This window comes from Streptomyces sp. NPDC107538 (assembly GCF_055657445.1).
The window spans coordinates 179,128-202,373 of record NZ_JBVKAY010000003.1 but is presented as its reverse complement, the minus strand read 5'-3'; the positions used below and the strand labels follow the sequence as shown (position 1 = coordinate 202,373).

The window sequence follows — 23,246 nt, the reverse complement described above, 5'->3', positions numbered from 1 at the left end:
TCAAAGGTTGATCGGCCATGAAACCCGCAGCGCGCGCACTCGTGCAAGTTCTGTGTACCGGGCGTACGCCCCCTGTAACGCTTCCGCGACGCTTCTTTCGCGTACGGTCACGGATCGGGCACCGCGCTTGACGTGTCAGTGCCCTCGGGCAGACTTGGCCGGGAATAGCACAAAGGATCACCAGCATCATCAGGGATCACCGATCGCGGGAGCCACGCCAGCTGCTTTCGCGCGCGCCGATGGGGGACGCAGGAAGATGAGCCAGGACGCCGCACAGGGCCGGTACGCGGGGCGGTCGCTAGCCGGTGGCCGGTATCAACTGCGGGACCTGCTCGGCGAGGGCGGTATGGCCTCCGTCCACCTCGCGTACGACTCGGTGCTCGACCGCCAGGTCGCGATCAAGACACTCCACACCGAGCTGGGCCGCGAACAGGCCTTCCGTGAGCGCTTCCGCCGCGAGGCGCAGGCCGTGGCGAAGCTCACCCACACCAACATCGTCTCGGTCTTCGACACCGGCGAGGACGAGATGGACGGCATGACGACGCCGTACATCGTCATGGAGTACATCGAGGGCAAGCCGCTCGGCTCGGTGCTCGACGCGGACGTCGCCCAGATCGGCGCGATGCCCGCCGACAAGGCGCTGAAGATCACCGCGGATGTGCTGGCGGCGCTGGAGATCAGCCACGAGATGGGCCTGGTCCACCGGGACATCAAGCCGGGCAACGTGATGATGACCAAGCGCAACGTCGTCAAGGTCATGGACTTCGGCATCGCCCGCGCCATGCAGTCGGGCGTCACCTCGATGACCCAGACCGGCATGGTCGTCGGCACCCCGCAGTACCTGTCGCCCGAGCAGGCCCTCGGCCGCGGTGTGGACGCGCGCTCCGACCTGTACTCGGTCGGCATCATGCTGTTCCAGCTGACCACCGGGCGGCTGCCGTTCGAGGCGGACTCGCCCCTGGCCATCGCCTACGCGCATGTCCAGGAGGAGCCGGTCGCTCCCTCCTCGATCAACCGTTCCCTGCCGCCGGCCGTGGACGCGATCATCGCCCGGGCGCTGAAGAAGAACCCGAACGAGCGGTTCCCGAGCGCGGAGGCGATGCGGGACGAGTGCCTGCGGGTCGCCGCGTCGCTCCAGCCCGTCGCGCCGAGCATCGTGCCGGGCGCGCAGACGTCCAGCGGCGCCGGTGTCTCCTCCGCGGTCTTCCCGCCGATCGACCAGACCGGCGCACCGCAGTCGGGCAGCGTCCAGACGCCGTACCAGCCGCCCGCCACGGGCGGATACGGCCCGCCGACGCCCGCGCCCTCCCCGACGCCCGCCCCGTCCTACGGCTACCCGCAGCAGGGCGGCTACCAGACGCCGCCGCAGACCGCCGCGTACGCGCCGCAGCAGGGGGCGGCCACGCCGCCGCCGTACACCATCTCGCCGCAGCAGTCCTCGCTCTCGGCGGGGCGTTCCGGGGGTGGGAAGAGCAACAAGGGCGTGATCGTGGGGGCGCTCGTCGTGTCGGTCCTCGCGATCGGCGGTCTGATCACGGCGATCACCTTGAACAGCGGCAGCGACGCCGAGGGCGGCGACAACAACGCGAGCGCGTCGCCCTCGCCGACCGTGGTCGAGGGACACAAGGGCCCGGACACGTCGAAGGTCATCGACTCGACCGAGTGCACGGAGCCCACGGAGTCCTACAACGACCCCGACAAGATCATGCTGCCGGACTTCACCTTCAAGAACATCGACTCGGTGAAGAAGTGCTTCCAGGCGGCGGGCTGGGAGTACGACGTCCAGAAGGTCGACGAGAACACGTACGGCGAGGGCACGGTCATGGAGCAGTACCCCTCGGCCGACGACGACGTCGACCCCAAGGACATGCCGTCGATCATCCTCAAGGTCTCGACGGGCAACCCGGCCTGACGCGTCTCTCCTTGTCATAGGAGTCATTAGGAGTCACAGGAGTCATAAGTAGGGCCCGGCACTGCGTGTGCCGGGCCCTTCTGCATGGGTGGGTGGGGGGTGAGCGGGTCAGGGGGCGCCGAAGGCCGCCGTGTGCCGCCGGGCCGGTCGGGGGCTAGAGGTACGGGCCGCCCGAGCGCCCGAGGGTGCGCGGGTCGTCGTCGCCCTCCTGGCCGCCGACGCCGGGCGGCAGCGCGCGGCGCATCTGCTCCAACTGGGCCCGGGCGGCCATCTGCTGGGCGAACAGCGTCGTCTGGATCCCGTGGAAGAGGCCTTCGAGCCAGCCGACCAACTGGGCCTGCGCGATCCGCAGTTCCGCGTCGCTCGGGATCACCTCGTCGGTGAAGGGCAGGGAGAGCCGCTCCAACTCCTCGACCAGTTCGGGCGCCAGGCCGTCCTCCAGTTCCTTGACCGAGCTGGCGTGGATCTCCTTCAGCCGGGCCCTGCTGGCCTCGTCGAGGGGGGCGACCCGCACCTCTTCGAGGAGCTGCTTGATCATGCTGCCGATGCGCATGACCTTGGCCGGCTGCTCCACCATCTCCGTCACCGGGACCTCGCGGGAGTCCTCGTCTCCTCCGCCGCCCACCGCCATTCCGTCCTGGCCCACGACCAGGATCTGGGGCTGTTCGGGCGACCGTTCGTTCCTCGGCATCTCCATGCCGCCATTCTCTCGCACGCGTACACCTCACCACCCTGGTGCCCCCCACGGAGGGTGATCCACCGTTTACGTACCCACCGTTCGCGCTCCGACCGGCGGTTCACGACCGGCGGGGGCGTTACGGCGGGTGGCGGTGCAGGCGGGGCCGTACGAGTCGAGATGCCGCCGCGCCGGTGGCGTGTGAGTCTTGGGGCGTGGCTTCTCGGCTTCGTTCGGTGCGCGCGGCGGGACCGGTTCTCGCCGCGGGGCTGCTCACGGTCCTGGTGGGGACCGTGCCGGCCGGGTACGCGGCCGAGCCCGACCCCGCGACCTCCTGGGCCGGCAGCCGCGCGGGCGAGGGTCGGGAGCGGCCGGGACGGCAGGACGCCGGGCCCACGGAACCGGAGGACGACGCCTACCCGCCCCCGGGAGAGCCCAGTCGGCCCGCACCGGACGGCCCGGACGCCACCGTCGTCCCCGAGCCGTCCCAGAACGCCGCCCTGCCCGTCCCGGTGCCGGTCCCGCCCGGCACCGGCACCGCGCCCGCCGAGGAGCCCGTGCTGCGGGTCATGGCCCTCGGCAGCGGCCTCATCCTGATGGGCCTCGGCCTCGGCCTGGCCTTCGTGGGGCTGCGGATCCGACGCTACTGAGCCGGTACCCGGCACCGACCAGGTCCGAGTCCGCACCGACCAGGTCCGAGTCCGCGCCGAGCAGCCGACCCGTACGGCGTTCCGGCGCCTCAGGGCACCACCAGCAGCACCTTGCCGATGTGGCTGCTCTCCTCCAGTACCCGGTGGGCCGTGGCCGCGTCGCTCATCGGGATCTCGCGGTCGACGACCGGCCGTACATGACCGCCGTCGATCAGGGGCCACACATGCTCGCGTACGGCGGCCACGATGGCCCTCTTCTCCTCCATCGGACGCGCGCGCAGCGAGGTCGCGCTGATCGCGGCCCGCTTGGCGAGCAGGGCGCCGATGTTCAGCTCGCCCTTGATGCCGCCTTGCATCCCGATGATCGCGAGACGGCCGTTGACGGCGAGGACCCGGACGTTGCGGTCGAGATACTTGGCGCCCATGTTGTCGAGGACGACGTCCGCGCCCCTGCCGTCCGTGGCGGCCCGGACCTCCTCGACGAAGTCCTGCTCGCGGTAGTCGATGAGGATGTCCGCGCCCAGGGCGGCGCACTGGGCGAGCTTCTCCTTCGTGCCCGCCGTGACGGCGACCCGCGCGCCGACCGCCTTGGCGAGCTGGATGGCCATCGTGCCGATACCGCTGGAGCCGCCGTGCACGAGGAGGGTCTCACCGGGACGCAGGTGGGCGATCATGAAGACGTTCGACCAGACCGTGCAGGTCACCTCCGGGAGCGCGGCGGCCCGGTGGAGGTCGAGGCCGGCGGGCACCGGCAGCAGCTGACCGGCCGGGACGACGACCTTCTCCGCGTAACCGCCGCCCGAGAGCAGCGCGCACACCTCGTCGCCGACGCGCCACCCGGCCACACCGGGCCCGATCTCCGCGATCCGGCCGGAGCACTCCAGGCCGGGATAGCGGGAGGCGCCGGGCGGTGGGTCGTAGAAGCCCTGGCGCTGCAGCAGATCGGCACGGTTCACCGCGCTCGCCGCCACCTCGATGAGCACGTCGCCCTCGCCGGGCACCGGATCGGGGACCTCGTCCCACACCAGGGCCTCGGGTCCACCGGGTTCGGGAATCGTGATCGCATACATGAGGGGGACGCTACTCCTCGGCATCCACGGGGACTCCGGCCCGGACGGACCTGCGTCCCCGGCCCTGCGTCCCCGGTCCTGATCCCTCGGGCCCCTGGTCCCGATTCCCTTGCGCCTTTGGTCCCGATTCCCTTGCGCCCTTGGTCCTGATTGAGGTGCAATCGATCCCCGTCGAAGAGACCGTGGAGACCCTGCGGCCGCACGGTCTCTCCACGTCCCGCTTCGCCTCGAAGTCGAAGCGGATCCGACTTCCCGCTCGGCGACCGATGAGTTTCGGCGGTCCCGGTGGTCTCCCCCTGCGTAGCCCCGGACACAGGCCCGGGACACGGGCTCCGTACGCGGAAGGAATCCCAGACATGAGTGCACAGACGTCCGGCCTCGCGATCGAGACCGCGGGTCTGGTGAAGACCTTCGGCGAGACCAGGGCCGTCGACGGCGTCGACCTGGCCGTACCGGCCGGCACGGTCTACGGCGTCCTCGGCCCGAACGGCGCCGGCAAGACGACCACGGTGAAGATGCTCGCCACCCTGCTGCGCCCCGACGGCGGTCAGGCGCACGTCTTCGGCCACGACATCGTGCGGGAGGCCGACGAGGTACGCGGCCGGGTGAGCCTCACCGGGCAGTACGCCTCCGTGGACGAGGACCTCACCGGCACCGAGAACCTGGTACTGCTCGCCCGGCTCCTCGGCCACGACAAACGGACGGCCCGGCAGCGCGCCGAACAACTGCTGGAGGCCTTCGGACTCAGCGACGCCGCCGGAAAACAGGTCAAGCACTACTCGGGCGGCATGCGGCGCCGTATCGACATCGCCGCGTCCATCCTGAACACACCCGACCTGCTGTTCCTGGACGAGCCGACGACCGGCCTCGACCCCCGCAGCCGCAACCAGGTGTGGGACATCGTGCGCGCGGTGGTCGCCCAGGGCACGACGGTGCTGCTGACCACGCAGTATCTGGACGAGGCGGACCAGCTGGCGTCCCGGATCGCGGTCATCGACCAGGGCAAGGTGATCGCGGAGGGCACGAAGGGCGAGCTGAAGGCGTCCGTCGGCGCCGGTTCCGTCCATCTGCGGCTGCGCGACGCGGCCCAGCGACCGCAGGCCGAGGAGGTGCTGCGGCTCGCGCTCGACGCCGAGGTGCAGCGCGAGCCGGATCCGGTGGCGCTCACGGCCCGCGTGGGCGCGGGATCCGCCAACGGGCAGGGGGCCGCCGAGGCCGCCGCCCGAGCCCTCGCCGAGCTGGCCCGCACCGGGATCACCGTCGACAACTTCTCGCTGGGGCAGCCCAGCCTGGACGAGGTCTTCCTCGCCCTCACCGGACACGACACCAAGGCATCGGGCGCCAAGGCCGACGACGCCCCCGAGACGAAGGACGAGGCGGCGGCATGAGCACCGCGACCACCACCGAGAACAAGGAACTCGCCCCCGTCAGCGCCGAGTCGCTCGCCGCGCTGCTGATCGCCAAGGAACGACCGCCGCGGCCCAGCGCCCTGTCGGCGTCGCTGACCTTCGGCTGGCGGGCCATGCTCAAGATCAAGCATGTGCCGGAGCAGCTCTTCGACGTCACCGCCTTCCCGATCATGATGGTGCTGATGTACACGTACCTCTTCGGCGGTGCGCTGGCCGGTTCACCGGAGGAGTACATCCAGTTCCTGCTGCCGGGCATCCTGGTGATGTCGGTCGTGATGATCACCATGTACACCGGGGTCTCGGTCAACACGGACATCGAGAAGGGTGTCTTCGACCGGTTCCGCTCGCTGCCGATCTGGCGGCCCTCGACGATGGTCGGCTATCTGCTGGGCGACGCCCTGCGGTACGCGATCGCGTCCGTGGTGATGCTCACCGTCGGCATGATCCTCGGCTACCGCCCGGACGGCGGCGTGGTGGGCGTGGTCGCCGGGGTCGCGCTGCTCATCGTCTTCTCGTTCGCGTTCTCGTGGATCTGGACGATGTTCGGCCTGATGCTGCGCACCGAGAAGTCCGTGATGGGCGTCAGCATGATGGTGATCTTCCCGCTGACCTTCCTGTCCAACGTCTTCGTCGACCCGAGCACCATGCCGGGCTGGCTCCAGGCCTTCGTGAACAACAGCCCGGTCACCCATCTGGCCTCGGCGGTCCGCGAGTTGATGGCGGGCGAGTGGCCGGCGGCGGAGATCGCCTGGACGCTGGGCTGGTCCGCCCTGTTCGTGCTGGTCTTCGGACCGATCACGATGCGGCTGTACAACCGCAAGTAGGCGATCGCACGAGAGGGTGGCTCCGGGGTACGGAACCCCGGGGCCACCCTCTCGCCGTTACAGCGGATGCGTGGTCGTTTCCCCTACGGCAGGTGCTTGGTCTCGGAAACGATCTTCGTGCTCGGGGTGGCCCGGACGATGGTGATGAGCCGGTCCGTCAGCTGGAGTTCCCCGATGGACGGGTCGTCGTAGCCGAGCACCCGGTGTCCGCGCAGCACGCTGACCACCAGGTCGTCCGTCTCCCGCACACCGCGCCCCACCTCGGCCTTTATGACCGGCCGTTCGGCGATGTCGAGCCCGCTGCCCTGCTGGATGAGGTCCTCCATCACCATGCCGGCCGCCGGGCTGAGCACGGAGAGCCCGAGGAGCCGTCCGGCCGCGCTGGCGCTCGTGATGACGACGTCCGCCCCGGACTGCTTCAGCAGCGGCGCGTTCTCCTCTTCCCTGACGGCGGCCACGATCTTCGCCTGGCGGTTGAGCTGGCGCGCGGTCAGTGTCACCAGGACGGCGGTGTCGTCCCGCGCGGTCGAGATGATGATCTGCCGCGCCTTCTGCAGTTCCGCCCGCAGCAGCACATCACTGCGGGTCGCATCCCCGATGACCCCCGTGTACCCCTCGGCCGTCGCCGCCTCGATGGCCTTCGAGCTGGGGTCCACGACGACGACCTGCTCCTTCTTCAGGCCCGTCGCACAGACAGTCTGGACCGCCGACCTCCCCTTCGTCCCCCAGCCGACCACAACGGTGTGCTCCCTCAAGGCCGCCCTCCAGCGGTTGTGTCGCCATTCCTCACGTGTGCGCTCCGTGAGAACCTCCAGCGTGGTTCCGACCAAGATGATCAGGAACAGCACACGCAGCGGCGTGATCACGAAGATGTTGGTGAACCGGGCAGCATCGCTGACCGGGGTGATGTCGCCGTAGCCGGTGGTCGAGAGGGTGACCGTCGCGTAGTAGAACGCGTCCAACAGGTCCACGGAACCGTCGGAGTTGTCGTTGTACCCGTCGCTGTCGGCGTAGACGATGAACGCGGTCGCGAACAGCACGAACATGGCCATCGCCAGCCGTTTGCCGACCTGGCGGATCGGCCGCTCCACCTCCTGTTTCGGCAGCTTCACCTGGTGGGTCACATGACGCTCGTCCGCGTTGCGGGCGATCGCGTCCTGGCCCGGCAGTTTCACGTGAAACACTCCCCGTTTCGGCGTACATCCCCTGGCTGCACTCCGCCCCCCTCCACCCGCTGTTTCACGTGAAACATCGCCGGCCGCACACCCAGTCGGCCATCTGGATGTTTCACGTGAAACACACCTGAATCCCCGCGGTCGCCCAGGGCAGGTCGAGCAGTTCCAGCTCCTGCCCAGGACGCGCACCACCGGGCGGTACGACGGCCAGGGCATCGGCCGTGGCGATGCCGCGGAGCATAGCGGGACCGTTGTAGTGCAACGGCACGGCGTCGTCCCCGCGCAGAGCCACGGGAACGAGCCGGGTGTCGTACGGGTGCCCGTGCACCCCTTCCCGCAGAGGCATCGCGTACGGCTCCGGAGCGGCCCGCCCGGCGAGGGTCCGCAGAAGGGGCTCGGCGAGGGTGAACAGCCCGGACACCGCGGCCAGGGGGTTACCGGGCAGCCCGACGAGGTGCTGGTCCTGTCTGATGCGGGCCAGCAGCATGGGGTGGCCCGGACGCACCTTCACCCCGTCGACGAGGAGTTCGGCCCCGACGCGGCGCAGGATGGGGTGCACGTGATCCACGGGCCCCGCAGCCGTGCCCCCCGTGGTCACGAGGAGATCGGCGGTGGACTTCTTCACGGCCCGGTACAGGGCGTCCGCGTCGTCCCCGATACGGCGTACGGCGGTGACCTCGGCGCCTAGTGCCCGGAGCCAGGACGGCAGCATCGGGCCGAGGGCGTCCCGGATCAGGCCCTCGCGCGGGAGCCCCTCGGTGAGCAGTTCGTCGCCCAGGACGAGCAGTTCGACACGCGGGCGGGGGAGCACGCTCACCGTGTCGTACCCGGCCGCCGCGGCGAGCCCGAGCGCGGCCGGGGTGATCTGCGTGCCGAGCGGGAGCAGGTGGTCGCCGACGCGGCACTCCTGGCCCCGTGGGCGGATGTCCTGCCCGTGGGCCAGGTCGCGGGTCGGGTGCAGCCGTCCCTTGTCGTCGGTGCGGCCGTGTTCGCTGCGCAGGACGGCGGTCGTGTCGAGCGGGACGCGGGCACCGGTGGCGATCCGGACCGCCTCCCCGTCCGTGAGCCGCTCGGCGTCGGCGTGCCCGGCCAGCACACCGTCCTCCCGTACGTCCCAGGGGCCGGGGCCGGCGACCGCCCAGCCGTCCATCGCGGAGGTGTCGAAGGAGGGGAGGTCGGTGAGGGCGGCGAGGGGGGCGGCGAGGACGAGGCCGAGGGCCTTGTCGACGGTGACCGACACGGGGGCCCGGCGGCCGGCGGAGCGGGCGGTCCGTTCGGCGACGGCCCGTGCCTCGGGCCAGGAGGTGGCCCTGTGGCGGGTGTCGTCCTTGGCCCCGTGCGCGGTGTCGTCCTTGGCGCCGTGCGCGTCGGTCCGAGCCGCCGTGGGGGTCTCGTGGGAGGAGCGGGGTTCGCCCGGGCCCCGGGCGGGCCTGTCGTTGGCCACGGCCAGCGCCTCCTCCACGTCGAACTCCTCGGCCTCCTGGGCGGTCATCCGGTGGCCGGGCCGGTGTCCTGGCCGGGACCGGGACCGGCGTCGGGCCCCTGGTTCGGCTCGGCGTCCGGCTCGGCGCCGGGGGTGTTCTCGTCGGCCCAGCGAAGGGCCAGGGCGGACGCCTTGCGGGCCGCCTCGGTGACCGCCTCCGGGCCGCCACCGGCCTTGGCGGCGGCGTAGCCGACGAGGAACGTGGTCAGCGGAGCGGCGGGCCGGGCCACGCTGTGGGCGGCGTCACGGGCGAGGTCGAGCAGCTCGGTGATGTCGACGTCGAGGTCGATCCCCAGCTCGTCCTTGACTGCGGAAATCCATTCATCCAACACGTGGCCATGCTCCCTGATCCGTGCGCGGGCGGCGGCGATGTCGTCCCAGGTGTCGCAGTCGAAGGACGCGACGGGGTCGGTGATGCGGGTGAGGCGCAGGGCGGCGGTCAGCCGTCGCAGGGGGAGCCCGGTGAGTCCGTCGTGCCCGGCGGCGAGCCGCGCCAGCTCACAGCGCAGGGCCTCGGCGCGGTAGGCGGCCACGAGGGGCTGGTCACGGCCGTCGGGGTCGGTGATCAGGACGCCGTCGGCGGGGCTCGCGCCGGCTGTGGGGCTCGCGCCGTCCGCGAGGGCGTCGAGCAGCCGCCGTACCGTCTCCTCGTCCAGGAACGGCAGGTCGGCGGAGAGGACGAGGACGTACGGCGCGGTGGTGTGCCGGAGCCCGGCGCCGAGCGCGGCCAGGGGGCCGCCGCCCGGCGGGTCCTCGCGGGCCCACAGCACGGGCCGCGCGGTGGGCCGGGGGTCGGCGACGACAACGGTCGTCCGGGCCCCGGCGCAGGCGGTCAGCACCCGGTCGAGCAGGGCCCGTCCGCCCACGCGCACGGCGGGTTTGTCGGCGCCGCCGAGCCGCCGGGCGGCACCTCCGGCGAGCACGACGGCGTCGAACGCCTCGGTACCGGGGCCGCCCGGGGGCTCGTACGCGGTCACCCTCCGAGTATGCGTGCCCCGGCGATCACAGGGAACGCGGGGAGGCGCCGCAATCACGGCCCGGTCGGGCGGAGCCGGTGATCAGAGCGTGCGCAGGAGCACCGCCGGCTGTTCGACGCAGTCCGCCACGTACCGCAGGAAGCCGCCCGCGGTGCCGCCGTCGCAGACCCGGTGGTCGAAGGTGAGCGAGAGCTGCACGACCTGCCGTACCGCCAGCTCGCCCCGGTGCACCCAGGGCTTGGGGACGATGCGGCCGACGCCGAGCATGGCGGCCTCGGGGTGGTTGATGATCGGCGTGGAACCGTCGACGCCGAACACGCCGTAGTTGTTCAGCGTGAAGGTCCCGCCGGTCAGCTGGCCGGGTGTCAGGGTCCCGGTCCGGGCCGCCTCGGTGAGCCGGGCGAACTCCGCGCCGAGCGACTCCGCGTTCCTGGTGTGCGCGTCCCGGACGACGGGCACGACCAGTCCCCGTTCCGTCTGCGCGGCGAACCCGAGGTGGACATGGTCGAGCCGCACGATCTCGCGGGCCTCCATGTCGACCGTCGCGTTCAGCTCCGGGAAACGGGCCAGGGCGGCGGTGCAGATCCGGGCGAGCAGCGCGAGGACGGAGATCTTCGGGCCGTTCGCCGCGTTCATGGCCGTACGGGCGTTCATCAGCTCCGTCGCGTCGGCGTCCACCCAGCAGGTCGCGTCGGGGATCTCGCGCCGGCTGCGGGAGAGCTTGTCGGCGACGGCACCCCGGACGCCACGCAGAGGGACGCGGGTGCCGGTGCCGGCCGCCACGGATGCGGGGGCGGGCTGGGCGGCGGGCACCGCGACGGGCCGTACCGCCGGTGCCTCCTGTGCCGCCGACGGCGCCCGGTCCGAGGGTGCGGCGGACCGCAGCGCGTGCTCCACGTCCGCCCGCAGGATCAGCCCCTGAGGGCCGGATCCCGTCAGTTCCCGCAGGTCGAGGCCGTTCTCGCGGGCGAGGCGGCGGACGAGCGGGGAGATGACCGGCACGGGCCCGTCCGCACGGACCGGACCCGCCGCCGTGGCCGACCTCGCGGGGACAGCCACCAGAACAGCCTCGGGAACGGACACCGGTACGACGGACCGCGCGGGCTCCCCCGGCCGCACCCTCCTGCGGCGCGCCGGCGGCGCTCCCGTGCCGTATCCGACCAGCACATTGCCGGAGCCCTCGTCCTTCTCGGCTCCGACCGCGCCCGCGCGCCCGGCGGAACCGTCGTCGACCGGCGCCCCCACGGCCACCGTCAACAGCGGTGCCCCCACGGGCAGTTCCGTGCCCTCCTCGCCGAAGCGGGCGGTGACCACACCGCCGTAGGGGCAGGGGACCTCGACCATGGCCTTGGCCGTCTCGACCTCGACGACCGGCTGGTCGATCGCGACGACGTCCCCGACCTGGACGAGCCAGCGGACGATCTCGGCCTCGGTCAGCCCCTCACCGAGGTCGGGCAGCTTGAACTCCAGCACCTGGGCCATCAGTTCTCCGCCTCCCACTGCAGACGCCCCACGGCGTCCAGGATCCGGTCGACGCCGGGCAGGTGGTGCCGCTCCAGCATCGGCGGGGGATACGGGATGTCGAACCCGGCGACGCGCAGCACGGGCGCCTCCAGGTGGTGGAAGCAGCGCTCGGTCACCCGGGCCGCGATCTCGCCGCCCGGGCCGCCGTAGGAGCCGGACTCGTGCACGACGACCGCGCGGCCGGTCCGGCGTACCGACGCGGCGACGGTCTCGTCGTCGAAGGGCACCAGGGAGCGCAGGTCGACGACTTCGAGGTCCCAGCCCTCGGCCGTGGCCGCCTCGGCGGCCTCCAGACAGACGGGCACGGACGGACCGTAGGTGATGAGGGTGGCGCTGCGGCCCGTGCGGCGCACGACCGCGCGGCCTATCGGCTCGACGGACTGCGGTTCCTCGGGGTTCCAGGTGTCCTTCGACCAGTACAGGCGCTTGGGCTCCAGGAAGACGACCGGGTCGTCGGAGGCGATGGCGGCGCGCAGCAGTCCATAGGCGTCGGCGACGGTGGCGGGGGTGACGACATGGAGACCGGGCGTCGCCATGTAGTACGCCTCGGAGGAGTCGCTGTGGTGCTCGACGCCGCCGATGCCGCCGCCGTACGGGACGCGGATGGTGATCGGCAGCGGCATCGCCCCGCGCGTGCGGTTGCGCATCCGGGCGACATGGCTGATGAGCTGCTCGAACGCCGGGTAGGCGAACGCGTCGAACTGCATCTCGACGACCGGCCGCAGGCCGTACATGGCCATGCCGACGGCCGTGCCGAGGATGCCCGCCTCGGCGAGCGGGGTGTCGGTGACCCGGTCCTCGCCGAACTCCTTCGCGAGCCCGTCGGTGACCCGGAAGACCCCGCCGAGAGCGCCGACGTCCTCACCCATGACGTGCACGGTGGTGTCGGCGGTCATGGCGTCGCGCAGAGCGCGGGTGAGCGCCTGCGCCATGGTGGCGGGCTTGAGCGCGACGGTGGTCATCGGTGCGCCCCTTCTTGCTCCGCCGCCAGCTCGGCCCGCAGCAGGGCCTCCTGCTCGCGCAGTTGCGGGGTGGGTTCGGCGTAGACGTGGGCGAAGAGGTCCATGGGGTCGAGCACCGGGTCCTGGTTCATGCGCTCGCGCAGGTCGGCCGCCATCTGCTCGGCGGCGTCGCGGGCGGCCCGGACGCCGTCCTCGTCGAGGAGGCCGCGCTCGGTCAGCTCGTGCTCCAGGAGCGCGATCGGGTCGTGCGCGCGCCAGGTCTCGACCTCGGCGTCGCCCCGGTAGCGGGTCGCGTCGTCGGCGTTGGTGTGGGCGTCGATGCGGTACGTCACCGCCTCGACGAGCGTGGGACCGCCGCCCGCGCGCGCGTGGGCCACGGCTTCGGCGAGCACCTGGTGCACGGCCGCCGCGTCGTTGCCGTCGACCAGGCGGCCCGGCATCCCGTAGCCGACGGCCTTGTGGGCCAGCGACGGGGCGGCGGTCTGCTTGGCGAGCGGGACGGAGATCGCGAAGCCGTTGTTCTGGACGAGGAAGACGACCGGGGCCTGCCAGACGGCGGCGAAGTTGAGCGCCTCGTGGAAGTCGCCCTCGCTGGTGCCGCCGTCGCCGACCAGGGCGAGCGCCACCACGTCGTCGCCCTTGAGGCGTGCGGCGTGCGCGAGGCCCACGGCGTGCGGGAGCTGGGTGGCGAGCGGGGTGCACAGGGGGGCCACGCGGTGCTCGTGGGGGTCGTAGCCGGTGTGCCAGTCGCCGCGCAGCAGCGTGAGCGCCTGCACGGGGTCGAGGCCGCGCGCGACGGCGGCGAGCGTGTCGCGGTAGCTCGGGAAGAGCCAGTCACGCTCTTCGAGGACGAGCGCGGCGGCGACCTCGCAGGCCTCCTGGCCGGTGCTGGAGGGGTAGACGGCGAGCCTGCCCTGCTTGGTCAGGGCCGTGGCCTGCGTGTTGTAGCGACGGCCGCGCACCAGCTCGGCGTAGAGCCGGCGCAGCAGCGCGGGGTCGGCGTCGGCCGCCGCGTCCGTGCCGAGCACGCGGTACGGCAGGGCGTCGGGCAGCAGCGGCGCGGGGTCCGTGCGGGGCTGCCAGGCGGGCGGCGGTGTCGGGCGGTACGCGCCCCGCTGCTCCATGACCGTCATACGGCACCTCCTCGTGGGAGTGGCTCAGGGACACGGCACGGCTGTGACGCGTCTCACCTACCGATTGTTCGGTCGTTGACGCATTTTGGCTACAGGCACCCTCAGGCTGTGGACAAACGGTTCTGCACAGCCTGCAATGAACGCAGTACGTCCATGGTAGGGAGGCGGGGGCACATGGCACCTGAACAAATGGCCGAGCCACCGGAGCACGGGCCGGCCCTGCCGCCCCCTCGACCGCTGGACGCCATAGATCAGGACATCCTGCGCATGCTGCAGGCGGACGGCCGCGCCTCGATACGGTCCGTCGCCGAACGCGTCCACGTCTCCCGCGCCAACGCCTACGCCCGTATCAACCGTCTCATCGAGGACGGCGTGATCCGTGGCTTCGGGGCGCGCGTGAACCACGAGCGCGCCGGTAAGGGCACCTCGGCCTACATCACCCTCAAGATCGTGCAGAACTCCTGGCGCACGGTCCGCGACCAGCTGCGCCAGCTGTCCGGGGCCGCCCACATCGCGCTGGTGGGCGGCGACTACGACGTCCTGCTCCTGGTGCACACCTCGGACAACAGAGCCCTGCGCGAGGTCGTCCTCACCAAGCTCCAGGCCATCCCTGAGGTGCTCAGCACCCGGACACTGCTGGTGTTCGAGGAGGAGGACGTGGAACCGGAGGGGTGAGCCGCCCTGGGCGCGCGCCTCCCTCCGAGGGCGCTCAGGCCTGGGCGCGCTCCCTCCAAGGACGCTCAGCCCTGGGCGCGCAGCCCCGAGAAGACCAGGTGCGTCACCGCTTCGGACACTTCCCGCTCGCCCATGCCGCGCCCGTCCGGCCGGTACCACTCCACGATCGAGTTGATCATCCCGAAGACGAGCCGGGTCGCGAGCCGCACCTCCACGTCGCCGCGGACGTCCCCGTCGGCGGCGGCGGCCTTCAGCAGCTCGGCGACCCGGTGGTCGAAGTCGCGGCGCCGCTCCAGCGCCCAGCGCTCGGTGTCGGTGTTGCCGCGCACCCGCAGCAGCAGGGTCACATAGGGGAGTTCGTTCATGAGCACCTCGACCATGCGCCCCACCACGTGCTCCAGGCGCTCCACCGCGCGTCCCACGCGCGCGGGTTCCTCGTCGAGGATCCCGAAGAGCCCGTCCAGCGCCCGGCTGACGGCCCGGCGCAGCAGCTCCTCCTTGCCCGTGACGTGGTGGTATATCGACGACTTGGAGATACCGGCCGCCTTGGAGAGGTGCTCCATGGAGGTGCCGTCGTAGCCGCGGTCGTTGAAGACCCGGACCGCGACCGACAGCAGCGTCTCCGGGGTGTACGTGTCGCGCTTGGCGGTGGTCATGAGGAGGTGCCCTCCCGCTTGTCGGAGGCGTAGGCGTGGCGGTAGAGCGCCAGCGAGGGCGCGTAGCGCCCGGAGGGGTCGCGCAGGTGCAGATCGTCCAGGAGGGCGTACGCCCAGTTCCGGCCGAGTCTGCGGCTCCATTCGAAGGGCCCCAGCGGGTAGTTGACACCCAGGCGCATCGCCGTGTCGATGTCCTCCTTGGTGGCCACGCCCTTGGCGACGGCGTCGTGCGCGAGGTCGATGATCCGCGCCACCGTGCGGGCGACGATCATGCCGGGGGCGTCCCCGATGACGCTGACGTCCTTGCCGAGCGCCTGGAAGAGCCCGATGGCCTCGGCGAGGGTCTGCGGCGAGGTGTCCTGGGAGGCGGACAGCGCGATCCGGGTGGCCCTGCCGTAGTCGAGCGAGAGGTCGAAGTAGACGACGTCCCGGAACTCCACGGACGTCTGCCCGTCGGCGAGGGCCAGTTGGCCACCGCTCGGCAGGACGAGCCGGGTGCCGTGGTCCTCCTCGTCCTCGCGGACGGAGATGCCCGCCTCCCGGATCAGCGTCAGCAGTTCGGCCGCGGGGCCGAGGTCGCCCTCGACGACGACGTACGCGGGCGCCGGGACCGGATCGGCGGTGTGCGGCTCGGCGGGCTCGGCGTCGTCCGCGTAGTCGTACCAGCCCTGCCCCGTCTTGCGGCCGAGCCGGCCGGACTCGACGAGCCGCCGCTGGGCCAGCGAGGGCGTGAAGCGCACGTCCTGGAAGAAGGCCTGCCACACGGAGTGGGTGACCGATTCGTTGACGTCCTGCCCGATGAGGTCGGTCAGCTCGAAGGCGCCCATCCGGAAGCCGCCGCACTCGCGCAGGATCGCGTCGATGGTGACGGGCTCGGCGGCCTGCCCCTCGTACACCGCGAAGGCCTCGGCGTAGAACGGCCGTGCGATGCGGTTGACGATGAACCCGGGGGTGTCGGCGCAGGCGACCGGCGTCTTGCCCCAGGCGCCGGCCGTCTCGTACGCGCGCGTGGCCGAGGTGACGTCGGTGGCGAACCCGGAGACGACCTCGACGAGGGGCAGCAGCGGCGCGGGGTTGAAGAAGTGCAGGCCCACGAGCCGGCCCGGGTTGCGCAGGGCGCCGCCGATGGCCGTGACGGACAGCGAGGAGGTGTTGGTGGCGAGCAGGCAGTCCTCGCCGACCACCTCCTCCAGCGCGCGGAACAGCTCCTGTTTGACGTCCAGCCGCTCCAGGACCGCCTCGACGACCAGACCGCAGTCCGCGAGGTCGGTGAGGCGCTCGGCGGGGTGCAGCCGGGCGCGCGCGGCGTCCCGGTCGGCGCCGGTCATCCGGTCCTTGGCGACGAGCCGGTCGAGCCGGGCACCGATGGCCTCGGCGGCCTCCCGCGCACGACCCGCGACGGAGTCGAACAGTCGTACGGGGTGGCCCGCGACCAGCGCGACCTGGGCGATGCCCTGACCCATGGTGCCGGTGCCGACGACGGCCACGGGGCTGCTGAGGTCGAGTCCTGTCATGTGCGCGATCCTCCCGCACGGGGTTGTCCACAGATGCGGCGGACCCCCTTGTCCCGACCGATCGTTCGGTTACTCTAACTCTGTCCGCCCGCCCGTCGCCCACCACCACCCTGCACGAGGCGCTTCGCGCCACCCCCCAAATTCAATCCTGCCCAGGTCAGAGCTCGAAGAAGAGCCCCTGACGTGAGGAGTTGGTCAAGCATGGCCGCCGAACCGTCCGCGCACGCCCTGATCGCCAAGCACCGGCCCACCCTCGACCAGGCACTGGAAGCGATCCGCACACGCGCGTACTGGTCGCCCCACCCCGAGCACCCCAAGGCGTACGGCGAGGACGGCAGCCTGGGCATGCCCGAGGGCAAGTCCGCCTTCGACGCCCTCCTCGGCACCCGCCTCGACCTCGGTCAGCCCGGCACCGACGACTGGGTCGGCGGCGAGGTCTCCCCGTACGGCATCGAGCTGGGCGTCACCTACCCGCACGCGGACGTCGACACGCTGCTGCCGGCCATGAAGGCCGGGCAGCGCGCGTGGCGCGACGCGGGCGCCGAGGCGCGCGCGGCGGTGTGTCTGGAGATCCTCAAGCGGATCAGCGACCGCACCCACGAGTTCGCCCACGCCGTCATGCACACCAGCGGCCAGGCCTTCATGATGGCGTTCCAGGCGGGCGGCCCGCACGCCCAGGACCGCGGCCTGGAGGCGGTGGCGTACGCGTACGCGGAGCAGGTCCGCACGCCCGACGAGGCTCAGTGGAGCAAGCCCCAGGGCAAGCGCGACCCGCTCGCGCTCACCAAGCGCTTCAAGCCGGTCCCGCGCGGCATCGCCCTGATCATCGGCTGCAACACCTTCCCCACGTGGAACGGCTACCCGGGCCTGTTCGCCTCCCTCGCCACCGGCAACGCGGTCCTGGTGAAGCCCCACCCGCGCGCGGTGCTGCCGCTCGCCCTCACCGTCCAGGTCGCCCGCGAGGTCCTCACCGAGGCCGGCTTCGACCCCAACCTGGTCGCGCTGGCCGCCGAACGCCCCGGCGAGGGCATCGCCAAGGACCTGGCCACCCGCCCCGAGATCCGCATCATCGACTACACCGGCTCGACGTCCTTCGGCGACTGGCTGGAGGCCAACGCCCGCCAGGCGGAGGTCTACACGGAGAAGGCCGGCGTCAACACGGTGCTCGTCGACTCCACCGACGACTACAAGGGCATGCTCTCCAACCTGGCCTTCTCCCTGTCCCTGTACAGCGGCCAGATGTGCACCACCCCGCAGAACCTCCTCGTCCCCCGCGACGGCATCACCACCGACGAGGGCCCCAGGTCCTACGACGAGGTCGTCGCCGACCTCGCCAGGTCGGTCGGCGGTCTGCTGGGCGACGACGCCCGCGCGAACGCGCTGCTCGGCGCGATCGTCAACCCCGACGTCAAGGCCCGCCTCGACGCCGCCGCCTCGCTCGGCGAGGTCGCGATCCCCTCGCGGGAGATCACCCACCCCGAGTTCCCGGACGCGGTCGTCCGCACGCCGGTGATCGTGAAGCTCGACGGCGCGCGGAAGTTCTGGGAGCGGACCGAGGACGAGGCCGCCTATATGAGCGAGTGCTTCGGGCCGGTGTCGTTCGCCGTCGCCGTCGACTCGACCACCGACGGGCTGGAGCTGCTGCGCCGCACCATCGCCGACAAGGGCGCGATGACCGTCGGCGCGTACACGACCTCCGGCGAGGTGGCCGAGGCCGTGGAGGAGGTCTGCCTGGAGGAGTGCGCGCAGCTGTCGCTGAACCTCACGGGCGGGGTGTATGTGAACCAGACGGCGGCGTTCTCGGACTTCCACGGTTCGGGCGGCAACCCCGCGGCCAACGCGGCGCTGTGCGACGGGGCGTTCGTCGCCAATCGCTTCCGGGTGGTCGAGGTACGCCGCGAGGCGTAGCGGGCCAATAGGGCCTGGGCCTCAGTGGGAATCCAGGCTCCAGTGGTACAGCGTCATCGCCACGCTGGTCGCCAGGTTGTAGCTGGAGACCTGGGGGTGCATCGGGAGGGACAGCAAGTGGTCGGCCCGGGCGCGAAGTTCGGGGGAGAGACCGCTGCGTTCGGAGCCGAAGGCGAGGACGGCGTCGTCCGGGAGCTTCAGCCCCCGGATGTCGTCGCCCTCGGGGTCGAGCGCGAAGAGCGGTCCCGGGGGCAGGTCGGCGACGTCCAGGTGTTCGACGGCGGTCGCGAAGTGCAGGCCCGCCCCGCCGCGTACGACCGTGGGGTGCCAGGGGTCCAGGGTGCCCGTGGTGACCACCCCGGTCGCGCCGAAACCGGCGGCCAGCCGGATCACGGCCCCCGCGTTGCCCAGGTTGCGCGGGTTGTCGAGGACGACGACCGGGGCGGTGCGCGGGACGCGGGTGAGCAGCGCCAGCCGGTCCGCGCGCGAGGGGCGCACGGCCAGCGCCGCGACGGCGGTGGGATGCGGGCGCGGCACGAGAGTCCGGTACGTCTCCTCCGGGACCTCGCGCAGAAGGCCCGCGAGCCGGTCCCGTACGTCCGGGGCCAGTTCGTCGGCGAGGGCGAGCGCCGCCGCGCGGTCGGCGGTGACCGCCACCGGCACCTCGGCGTCGAAACGCACGGCGTGCTTGAGGGCGTGGAAACCGTCCAGCAGGACGGCGGTCTCGGCGAGACGGCGCCAGGCCCGCAGGGGGACGTCCGCCGGCCCGCCCTCTGGTCCGCTCACCAGATCGTTCACCGGAACCTTCACCGGATCGTTCATGCGGTGAAGCCTACGTGGGCCTGCTCGGCCGTCCCCGCCTCCTTCTTCTCCGCCCCCGCCCCGGTCTCCTTCGTCTCCGTCTCCGTCTCCTGCGGGAGCGGTGGCCGCTGCGGGTCACGCGGCCCCGGGACCGTACGGGCCCGCCCCGGCAGCACACGACGTACGACGCGGTCACGCGCGCGTGCCACCAGACCGCCCACGCGCTTCAGGAAGGGCGTCGGCAGGAAGACGGCGTCGGCGGCGATCATCGCGAGCGAGAAGAACGGCAGTCCCAGCACGACGGCGATCACCGCGTGTTCGGTCATCATGACCGCCAGCAGGACGTTCTTGACCCGCCGGTTGAAGAGCGTGAACGGGAAGGCGACCTGCACGATCACCGTCCCGTACGTCACCAGCATCACCATCGTGCCGCTGGACGTCATCAGGTCGGAGAGCGCGGCCCAGGGCGAGAAGTAGTCCAGGTGGAGCGGGTAGTAGGCGGCCGTGCCGTCCTGCCAGCGCCCGCCCTGGACCTTGTACCAGCCGGCCGCCGCGTAGATCAGACACGCCTCGGCCATGATCACGAGCAGGACGGCGTTGTGCGTGAGATTGCCGACGATGTCGAGCAGCACGCGCGGCTTGGGGTCCGACTCGATGCGGCCGACGGCCCAGAAGAGGCCGTGCACCGCCCACAGCCCCCAGAAGAACGTCAGCCAGCCGCCCAGCAGACCGCCGGGGATCAGCCCGCCGAACGTCGCCACCAGCAGCGCGAACCCGAGCACGCACCACAGGGCCGGGCCGCCCCGGTCCTCCGGTGCCCTGCCGTCACGCTCCAGGCGCTCGCGCGTGCGCCGTGCGCGCCGTGCGTCCAGCGACCAGACCTGGGCGCACCGGACGAAGACGAGGTAGATCGCCATGAGGTGCAGGACGTTGTCGCCGCCGTCCCCCATGAAGACACTGCGGTTCTGCAGCGAGAGAACGCCCACCATGAAGAGCACGCTCATCGCGCGGGTGCGCCAGCCGAGCAGCAGCAGGAGGGTGGACAGGACGGCCACGGCGTAGACGATCTCGAACCACACCATGCTGTCGGACCACATCAGCACCGTGAAGGCGTCGTTGGTCCCGATCAGCTGCTGGGCCAGCTCCCAGCTCCACGGCCCGTCGGGTCCGTACAGCTCACGCCGGTGCGGGAACTCGCGCAGCAGGAACAGCAGCCAGGTCGCGGAGAAGCCGATACGGATGATCGCGCTCTGGTACGGGCCCAGCGCGCGGTCCGAGACACGGGTGATCCCGTTCCCTATCGCGGCGGTGAGACGCCCCAGCGGGCTCACCGGCCGGACCGGAGCCACCGGACCGTCGGTCGGATACTCAGGACGCACAGGACGCTCGGGATTGCCGGGACGCCCGGTCGGGCTCATGGAGCTCATTCGGCGCTCGCCTCCGTACGGCCGGTGACGCCCCGGTCGGCGCCGGCCGCGTTGGCGGCGGCGTCCGTACGGTCGTTGTCGCTCACCGACCACCAGGGCAGCTCACGGACGACGGGCTTGTCGGACACCTTTTCCTCGCTCCACTCGGGCGACGGCACATTGGTGGTACGGGACCGGAGCTGGATCCGCTCGATCACCCCGCCGGGGCCGGCGGCCTGCTCACGGTCGAGGCGCATCACCACGATGCGGCGCACATAGTGCTGGGAGAGGTTGCCCCGCGAGGACGTGGCGCGGTGCTCGCCGTCGTGCGTGGCGACATAGAAGTCCCAGGCCCGGCGCAGCTCGTTCTGCTGGGTGTGGCTCGGGATCGGATTGCCGTCGATCGCGGCGCCGTCCAGCGCGGACAGGTCGTACCAACCGGTCTCGCGCCGCTCACCGTCCGCCGTACGGACCTCGGCGCGCGCCTGCACCGCGATGTTCTGCTGCAACGGGTTCGGCGCGAACAGCTTCCAGTTCTGCTCGAACTCCGGGTACACCCATTCGTCCACCGCCCGCCCATGCTGCTTCGTGAGCGTGTTCGAGGGCGCGATATGGAGGAACACCAGCCCGAGATGCGCGCAGGTCCCCACCGCCACGACCGCGAGCACCAGCGCCACGGCTATCTGGTACGGCAGGGTGAGCGCGGCGATACCGGAGGCCGAGCGCGTCGCCTCGGCCGTGCGTTCGGGTTGCGGGGGAGGTGGCGGCTCGGACAGCCGCTCGTCCGGCGGTGGCTCCGACGCCGACGCTGTCTCCGACGCCGGCTCTGAGGCCGGAGCGGGGTCCGAGGCCGGAGCGGGAACCGGAACCGGTTCCGGGTCTGCCTCCGTGGCCTGCCGGGGAATGCGCGCCTTCGCGGTCGCATCGCTCGCGGAGGCGGAGCCCTCGGGCTCGTCCGGCCCCCGCCGGGCGCCAGAGCCCTCGTCGTTCGCGTCCATTCCGCCCCGCTCCCCGATTCCCACTACCCGGTCCGCTTTCCCCACCGGAACTTACTCAGCCGCGTTCCCCCGGCACAGCCCCGATGGCCACAACAGTCACATCGTCACACCGCTCACACGGCACCGATGAGGTTATCCACAGCGGGGGACACCTTACGGCGCGGTGCGATCGGCCTCCGCGGCCCCGCCACACCATTCCCTTCTTCTAGAACCTGTTCTATCTTGACGCCCCGTCATCGGCGACACGGAAGGGGCGGGACCGTGGACTTCACCTTCACCGAGGAGCAGCAGGCGGCGGCCGAGGCGGCGAGGGCGGTGTTCGCCGGCGTCGCGCCGGACGCGGTACCCAGCCCGTCGCTCGCGCCGGGGGCCGTGGCCGACGACTTCGACCGGGCCCTGTGGACGAAACTCGCCGACGCCGACCTGCTGGGCCTGCTGCTGGACCCCGCGTACGGGGGGTCGGGCCTCGACCCGATCGCGCTGTGCCTGGTACTGCGCGAGTCGGCGAAAGTGCTGGCCAGGGGACCATTGCTGGAGACCAGCGCCGCCGCGGTGGCCGTGCAGGAGCACGGGAGCGAGGAGCTGAAGGCGGATCTGCTCGCGCGCGTCGGCCGGGGCGAGACCGTCCTGACCGTCGCCGCGCACGGCCGCACCGGCCACGACCCGGCCGAACTCGCCGTGACCGCGCGCCGGGACGCAGACGGCGCCTGGGTCCTGGACGGCGTACAGACGGCCGTGCCCTGGGCACACAACGCGGATTTCGTCGTCGTCCCCGCGACGGTGGCCCCCCTCTCGGTCCCCCCCGGCGCCTCCGCCACAGGAGCCGAGCAGGACACGACCGCCGCCGACGGCCGGGCCGTATTCGCCCTCGTCCCCCGCGTCCACGACGGGGTCACGCTCGCCGAGCAGATCTCCACCGCCGGTGAACGGCTGGCGGAACTACGGCTGGATTCGGTCCGGATCGCCGCCCGGGACGTCATCGACGCGGAAGGCGCGTGGGAGCGCCTCCGGGATCTGCTGGCCACCGGGACCTGTGCGCTGGCGCTCGGGCTGGGCGAGGGCGTCCTCCGTATGACCAGCGAATACGCCGGCAAGCGGGAACAGTTCGGTTTCCCGATCGCCTCGTTCCAGGCCGTCGCCGTCCAGGCCGCCGACCGCTTCATCGACCTGCGCGCGATGGAGGCGACGCTGTGGCAGGCCGCCTGGCGGATCACCTCCGGAGCGGGAGGCGCGCTGCCCGTCACCGGGGACGTCTCCGTGGCCAAGATCTGGGCCTCGGAGGGGGTACGACGGGTCGTGCAGACCGCGCAGCATCTGCACGGGGGCTTCGGCGCCGACGTCGACTACCCCCTGCACCGCTATCACGCCTGGGCCAAGCACCTCGAACTGTCCCTCGGCCCCGCGGCGGCCCACGAGGAAGCGCTCGGCGACCTCCTCGCGACACACCCCCTGGGCTGAGCGCCGGACACACGACACATCGCGGGCATGCCCTG

The 23,246-nt window shown here is 71.8% G+C and carries 20 protein-coding genes; 7 read left to right on the top strand and 13 right to left on the bottom strand.

Features of this window, described 5'->3' with window-relative positions; translation table 11 throughout:
- Positions 1-256: 256 nt before the first annotated feature.
- Entirely contained in the window at positions 257-1,912 is a 1,656-nt protein-coding gene (locus ACZ7MG_RS11380; protein WP_471382451.1) for a protein kinase domain-containing protein, read from the top strand.
- Positions 1,913-2,066: 154 nt separating this feature from the next.
- Here the strand turns inward: ACZ7MG_RS11380 and ACZ7MG_RS11375 are convergent, their stop codons facing one another.
- Positions 2,067-2,609: a bacterial proteasome activator family protein gene (locus ACZ7MG_RS11375; protein WP_471382452.1), complete on the bottom strand. Its 543-nt coding sequence runs from the start codon at positions 2,607-2,609 to the stop codon at positions 2,067-2,069.
- A gap of 194 nt (positions 2,610-2,803) precedes the next feature.
- On the opposite strand from ACZ7MG_RS11375, the gene ACZ7MG_RS11370 reads away from it, so the two are divergent.
- Positions 2,804-3,238, top strand: coding sequence for a hypothetical protein (locus ACZ7MG_RS11370; RefSeq protein ID WP_471382453.1), 435 nt, complete (start codon positions 2,804-2,806; stop codon positions 3,236-3,238).
- An 89-nt stretch (positions 3,239-3,327) separates the two neighbouring features.
- Here ACZ7MG_RS11370 and ACZ7MG_RS11365 read toward each other — a convergent pair whose 3' ends face one another.
- Positions 3,328-4,308: an NAD(P)H-quinone oxidoreductase gene (locus tag ACZ7MG_RS11365; RefSeq protein WP_471382455.1), complete on the bottom strand. Its 981-nt coding sequence runs from the start codon at positions 4,306-4,308 to the stop codon at positions 3,328-3,330.
- Positions 4,309-4,664: 356 nt separating this feature from the next.
- Between ACZ7MG_RS11365 and ACZ7MG_RS11360 the strand changes: the two genes are divergently transcribed.
- Positions 4,665-5,696, top strand: coding sequence for an ATP-binding cassette domain-containing protein (locus ACZ7MG_RS11360; RefSeq protein ID WP_471382457.1), 1,032 nt, complete (start codon positions 4,665-4,667; stop codon positions 5,694-5,696).
- Positions 5,693-6,541: an ABC transporter permease gene (locus tag ACZ7MG_RS11355; RefSeq protein WP_471382458.1), complete on the top strand. Its 849-nt coding sequence runs from the start codon at positions 5,693-5,695 to the stop codon at positions 6,539-6,541. Before ACZ7MG_RS11360 ends, ACZ7MG_RS11355 begins: the two co-directional genes overlap by 4 nt.
- 83 nt (positions 6,542-6,624) lie before the next feature.
- Here ACZ7MG_RS11355 and ACZ7MG_RS11350 read toward each other — a convergent pair whose 3' ends face one another.
- The 6 genes from ACZ7MG_RS11350 to pdhA all read right to left on the bottom strand — a co-directional run bounded on the left by ACZ7MG_RS11350 (position 6,625) and on the right by pdhA (position 13,795).
- Positions 6,625-7,716 (bottom strand): potassium channel family protein, encoded by a 1,092-nt coding sequence (locus ACZ7MG_RS11350; protein WP_471382460.1) that lies wholly within the window; start codon positions 7,714-7,716, stop codon positions 6,625-6,627.
- Positions 7,717-7,828: 112 nt separating this feature from the next.
- The gene (locus tag ACZ7MG_RS11345) at positions 7,829-9,208 is read right to left on the bottom strand and encodes a molybdopterin molybdotransferase MoeA (protein ID WP_471382461.1); all 1,380 of its coding nucleotides are present in this window, start codon (positions 9,206-9,208) and stop codon (positions 7,829-7,831) included.
- The gene (locus tag ACZ7MG_RS11340) at positions 9,205-10,176 is read right to left on the bottom strand and encodes an NTP transferase domain-containing protein (protein ID WP_471382463.1); all 972 of its coding nucleotides are present in this window, start codon (positions 10,174-10,176) and stop codon (positions 9,205-9,207) included. The genes ACZ7MG_RS11345 and ACZ7MG_RS11340 overlap by 4 nt, the downstream gene beginning before the upstream one ends.
- Positions 10,177-10,257: 81 nt before the next feature.
- Positions 10,258-11,658, bottom strand: coding sequence for a dihydrolipoamide acetyltransferase family protein (locus ACZ7MG_RS11335; RefSeq protein ID WP_471382465.1), 1,401 nt, complete (start codon positions 11,656-11,658; stop codon positions 10,258-10,260).
- Positions 11,658-12,662: an alpha-ketoacid dehydrogenase subunit beta gene (locus ACZ7MG_RS11330; RefSeq protein ID WP_471382466.1), complete on the bottom strand. Its 1,005-nt coding sequence runs from the start codon at positions 12,660-12,662 to the stop codon at positions 11,658-11,660. Before ACZ7MG_RS11330 ends, ACZ7MG_RS11335 begins: the two co-directional genes overlap by 1 nt.
- Entirely contained in the window at positions 12,659-13,795 is a 1,137-nt protein-coding gene (gene pdhA, locus ACZ7MG_RS11325; RefSeq protein WP_471382467.1) for a pyruvate dehydrogenase (acetyl-transferring) E1 component subunit alpha, read from the bottom strand. The genes ACZ7MG_RS11330 and pdhA overlap by 4 nt, the downstream gene beginning before the upstream one ends.
- 189 nt (positions 13,796-13,984) lie before the next feature.
- Here pdhA and ACZ7MG_RS11320 point away from each other — a divergent pair, with 189 nt between their 5' ends.
- On the top strand, positions 13,985-14,470 hold the full coding sequence (locus tag ACZ7MG_RS11320) for an Lrp/AsnC family transcriptional regulator (RefSeq protein WP_013002201.1): 486 nt from the start codon (positions 13,985-13,987) through the stop codon (positions 14,468-14,470).
- A 65-nt stretch (positions 14,471-14,535) separates the two neighbouring features.
- Here ACZ7MG_RS11320 and ACZ7MG_RS11315 read toward each other — a convergent pair whose 3' ends face one another.
- Together ACZ7MG_RS11315 and ACZ7MG_RS11310 are read right to left on the bottom strand one after the other, a co-directional pair.
- The gene (locus ACZ7MG_RS11315; RefSeq protein WP_471382468.1) at positions 14,536-15,126 is read right to left on the bottom strand and encodes a TetR/AcrR family transcriptional regulator; all 591 of its coding nucleotides are present in this window, start codon (positions 15,124-15,126) and stop codon (positions 14,536-14,538) included.
- Entirely contained in the window at positions 15,123-16,640 is a 1,518-nt protein-coding gene (locus ACZ7MG_RS11310; protein WP_471382470.1) for a 3-hydroxyacyl-CoA dehydrogenase, read from the bottom strand. Before ACZ7MG_RS11310 ends, ACZ7MG_RS11315 begins: the two co-directional genes overlap by 4 nt.
- A 201-nt stretch (positions 16,641-16,841) precedes the next feature.
- Between ACZ7MG_RS11310 and paaN the strand changes: the two genes are divergently transcribed.
- A complete protein-coding gene (gene paaN / locus ACZ7MG_RS11305; protein ID WP_471382472.1) occupies positions 16,842-18,548 on the top strand; it encodes a phenylacetic acid degradation protein PaaN in 1,707 nt (568 codons plus the stop codon).
- 21 nt (positions 18,549-18,569) lie between these two features.
- Here paaN and ACZ7MG_RS11300 read toward each other — a convergent pair whose 3' ends face one another.
- The 3 genes from ACZ7MG_RS11300 to ACZ7MG_RS11290 form a co-directional block, all read right to left on the bottom strand.
- Entirely contained in the window at positions 18,570-19,370 is an 801-nt protein-coding gene (locus tag ACZ7MG_RS11300) for a TrmH family RNA methyltransferase (RefSeq protein ID WP_471382473.1), read from the bottom strand.
- Positions 19,367-20,671 (bottom strand): HTTM domain-containing protein, encoded by a 1,305-nt coding sequence (locus tag ACZ7MG_RS11295; protein ID WP_471382963.1) that lies wholly within the window; start codon positions 20,669-20,671, stop codon positions 19,367-19,369. Before ACZ7MG_RS11295 ends, ACZ7MG_RS11300 begins: the two co-directional genes overlap by 4 nt.
- A 101-nt stretch (positions 20,672-20,772) precedes the next feature.
- Positions 20,773-21,753: a DUF5819 family protein gene (locus ACZ7MG_RS11290; protein WP_471382474.1), complete on the bottom strand. Its 981-nt coding sequence runs from the start codon at positions 21,751-21,753 to the stop codon at positions 20,773-20,775.
- Between the two features lie 261 nt (positions 21,754-22,014).
- Here ACZ7MG_RS11290 and ACZ7MG_RS11285 point away from each other — a divergent pair, with 261 nt between their 5' ends.
- Positions 22,015-23,211, top strand: a complete 1,197-nt coding sequence (locus ACZ7MG_RS11285; protein ID WP_471382476.1) for an acyl-CoA dehydrogenase family protein — start codon at positions 22,015-22,017, stop codon at positions 23,209-23,211.
- Positions 23,212-23,246 lie beyond the last annotated feature (35 nt).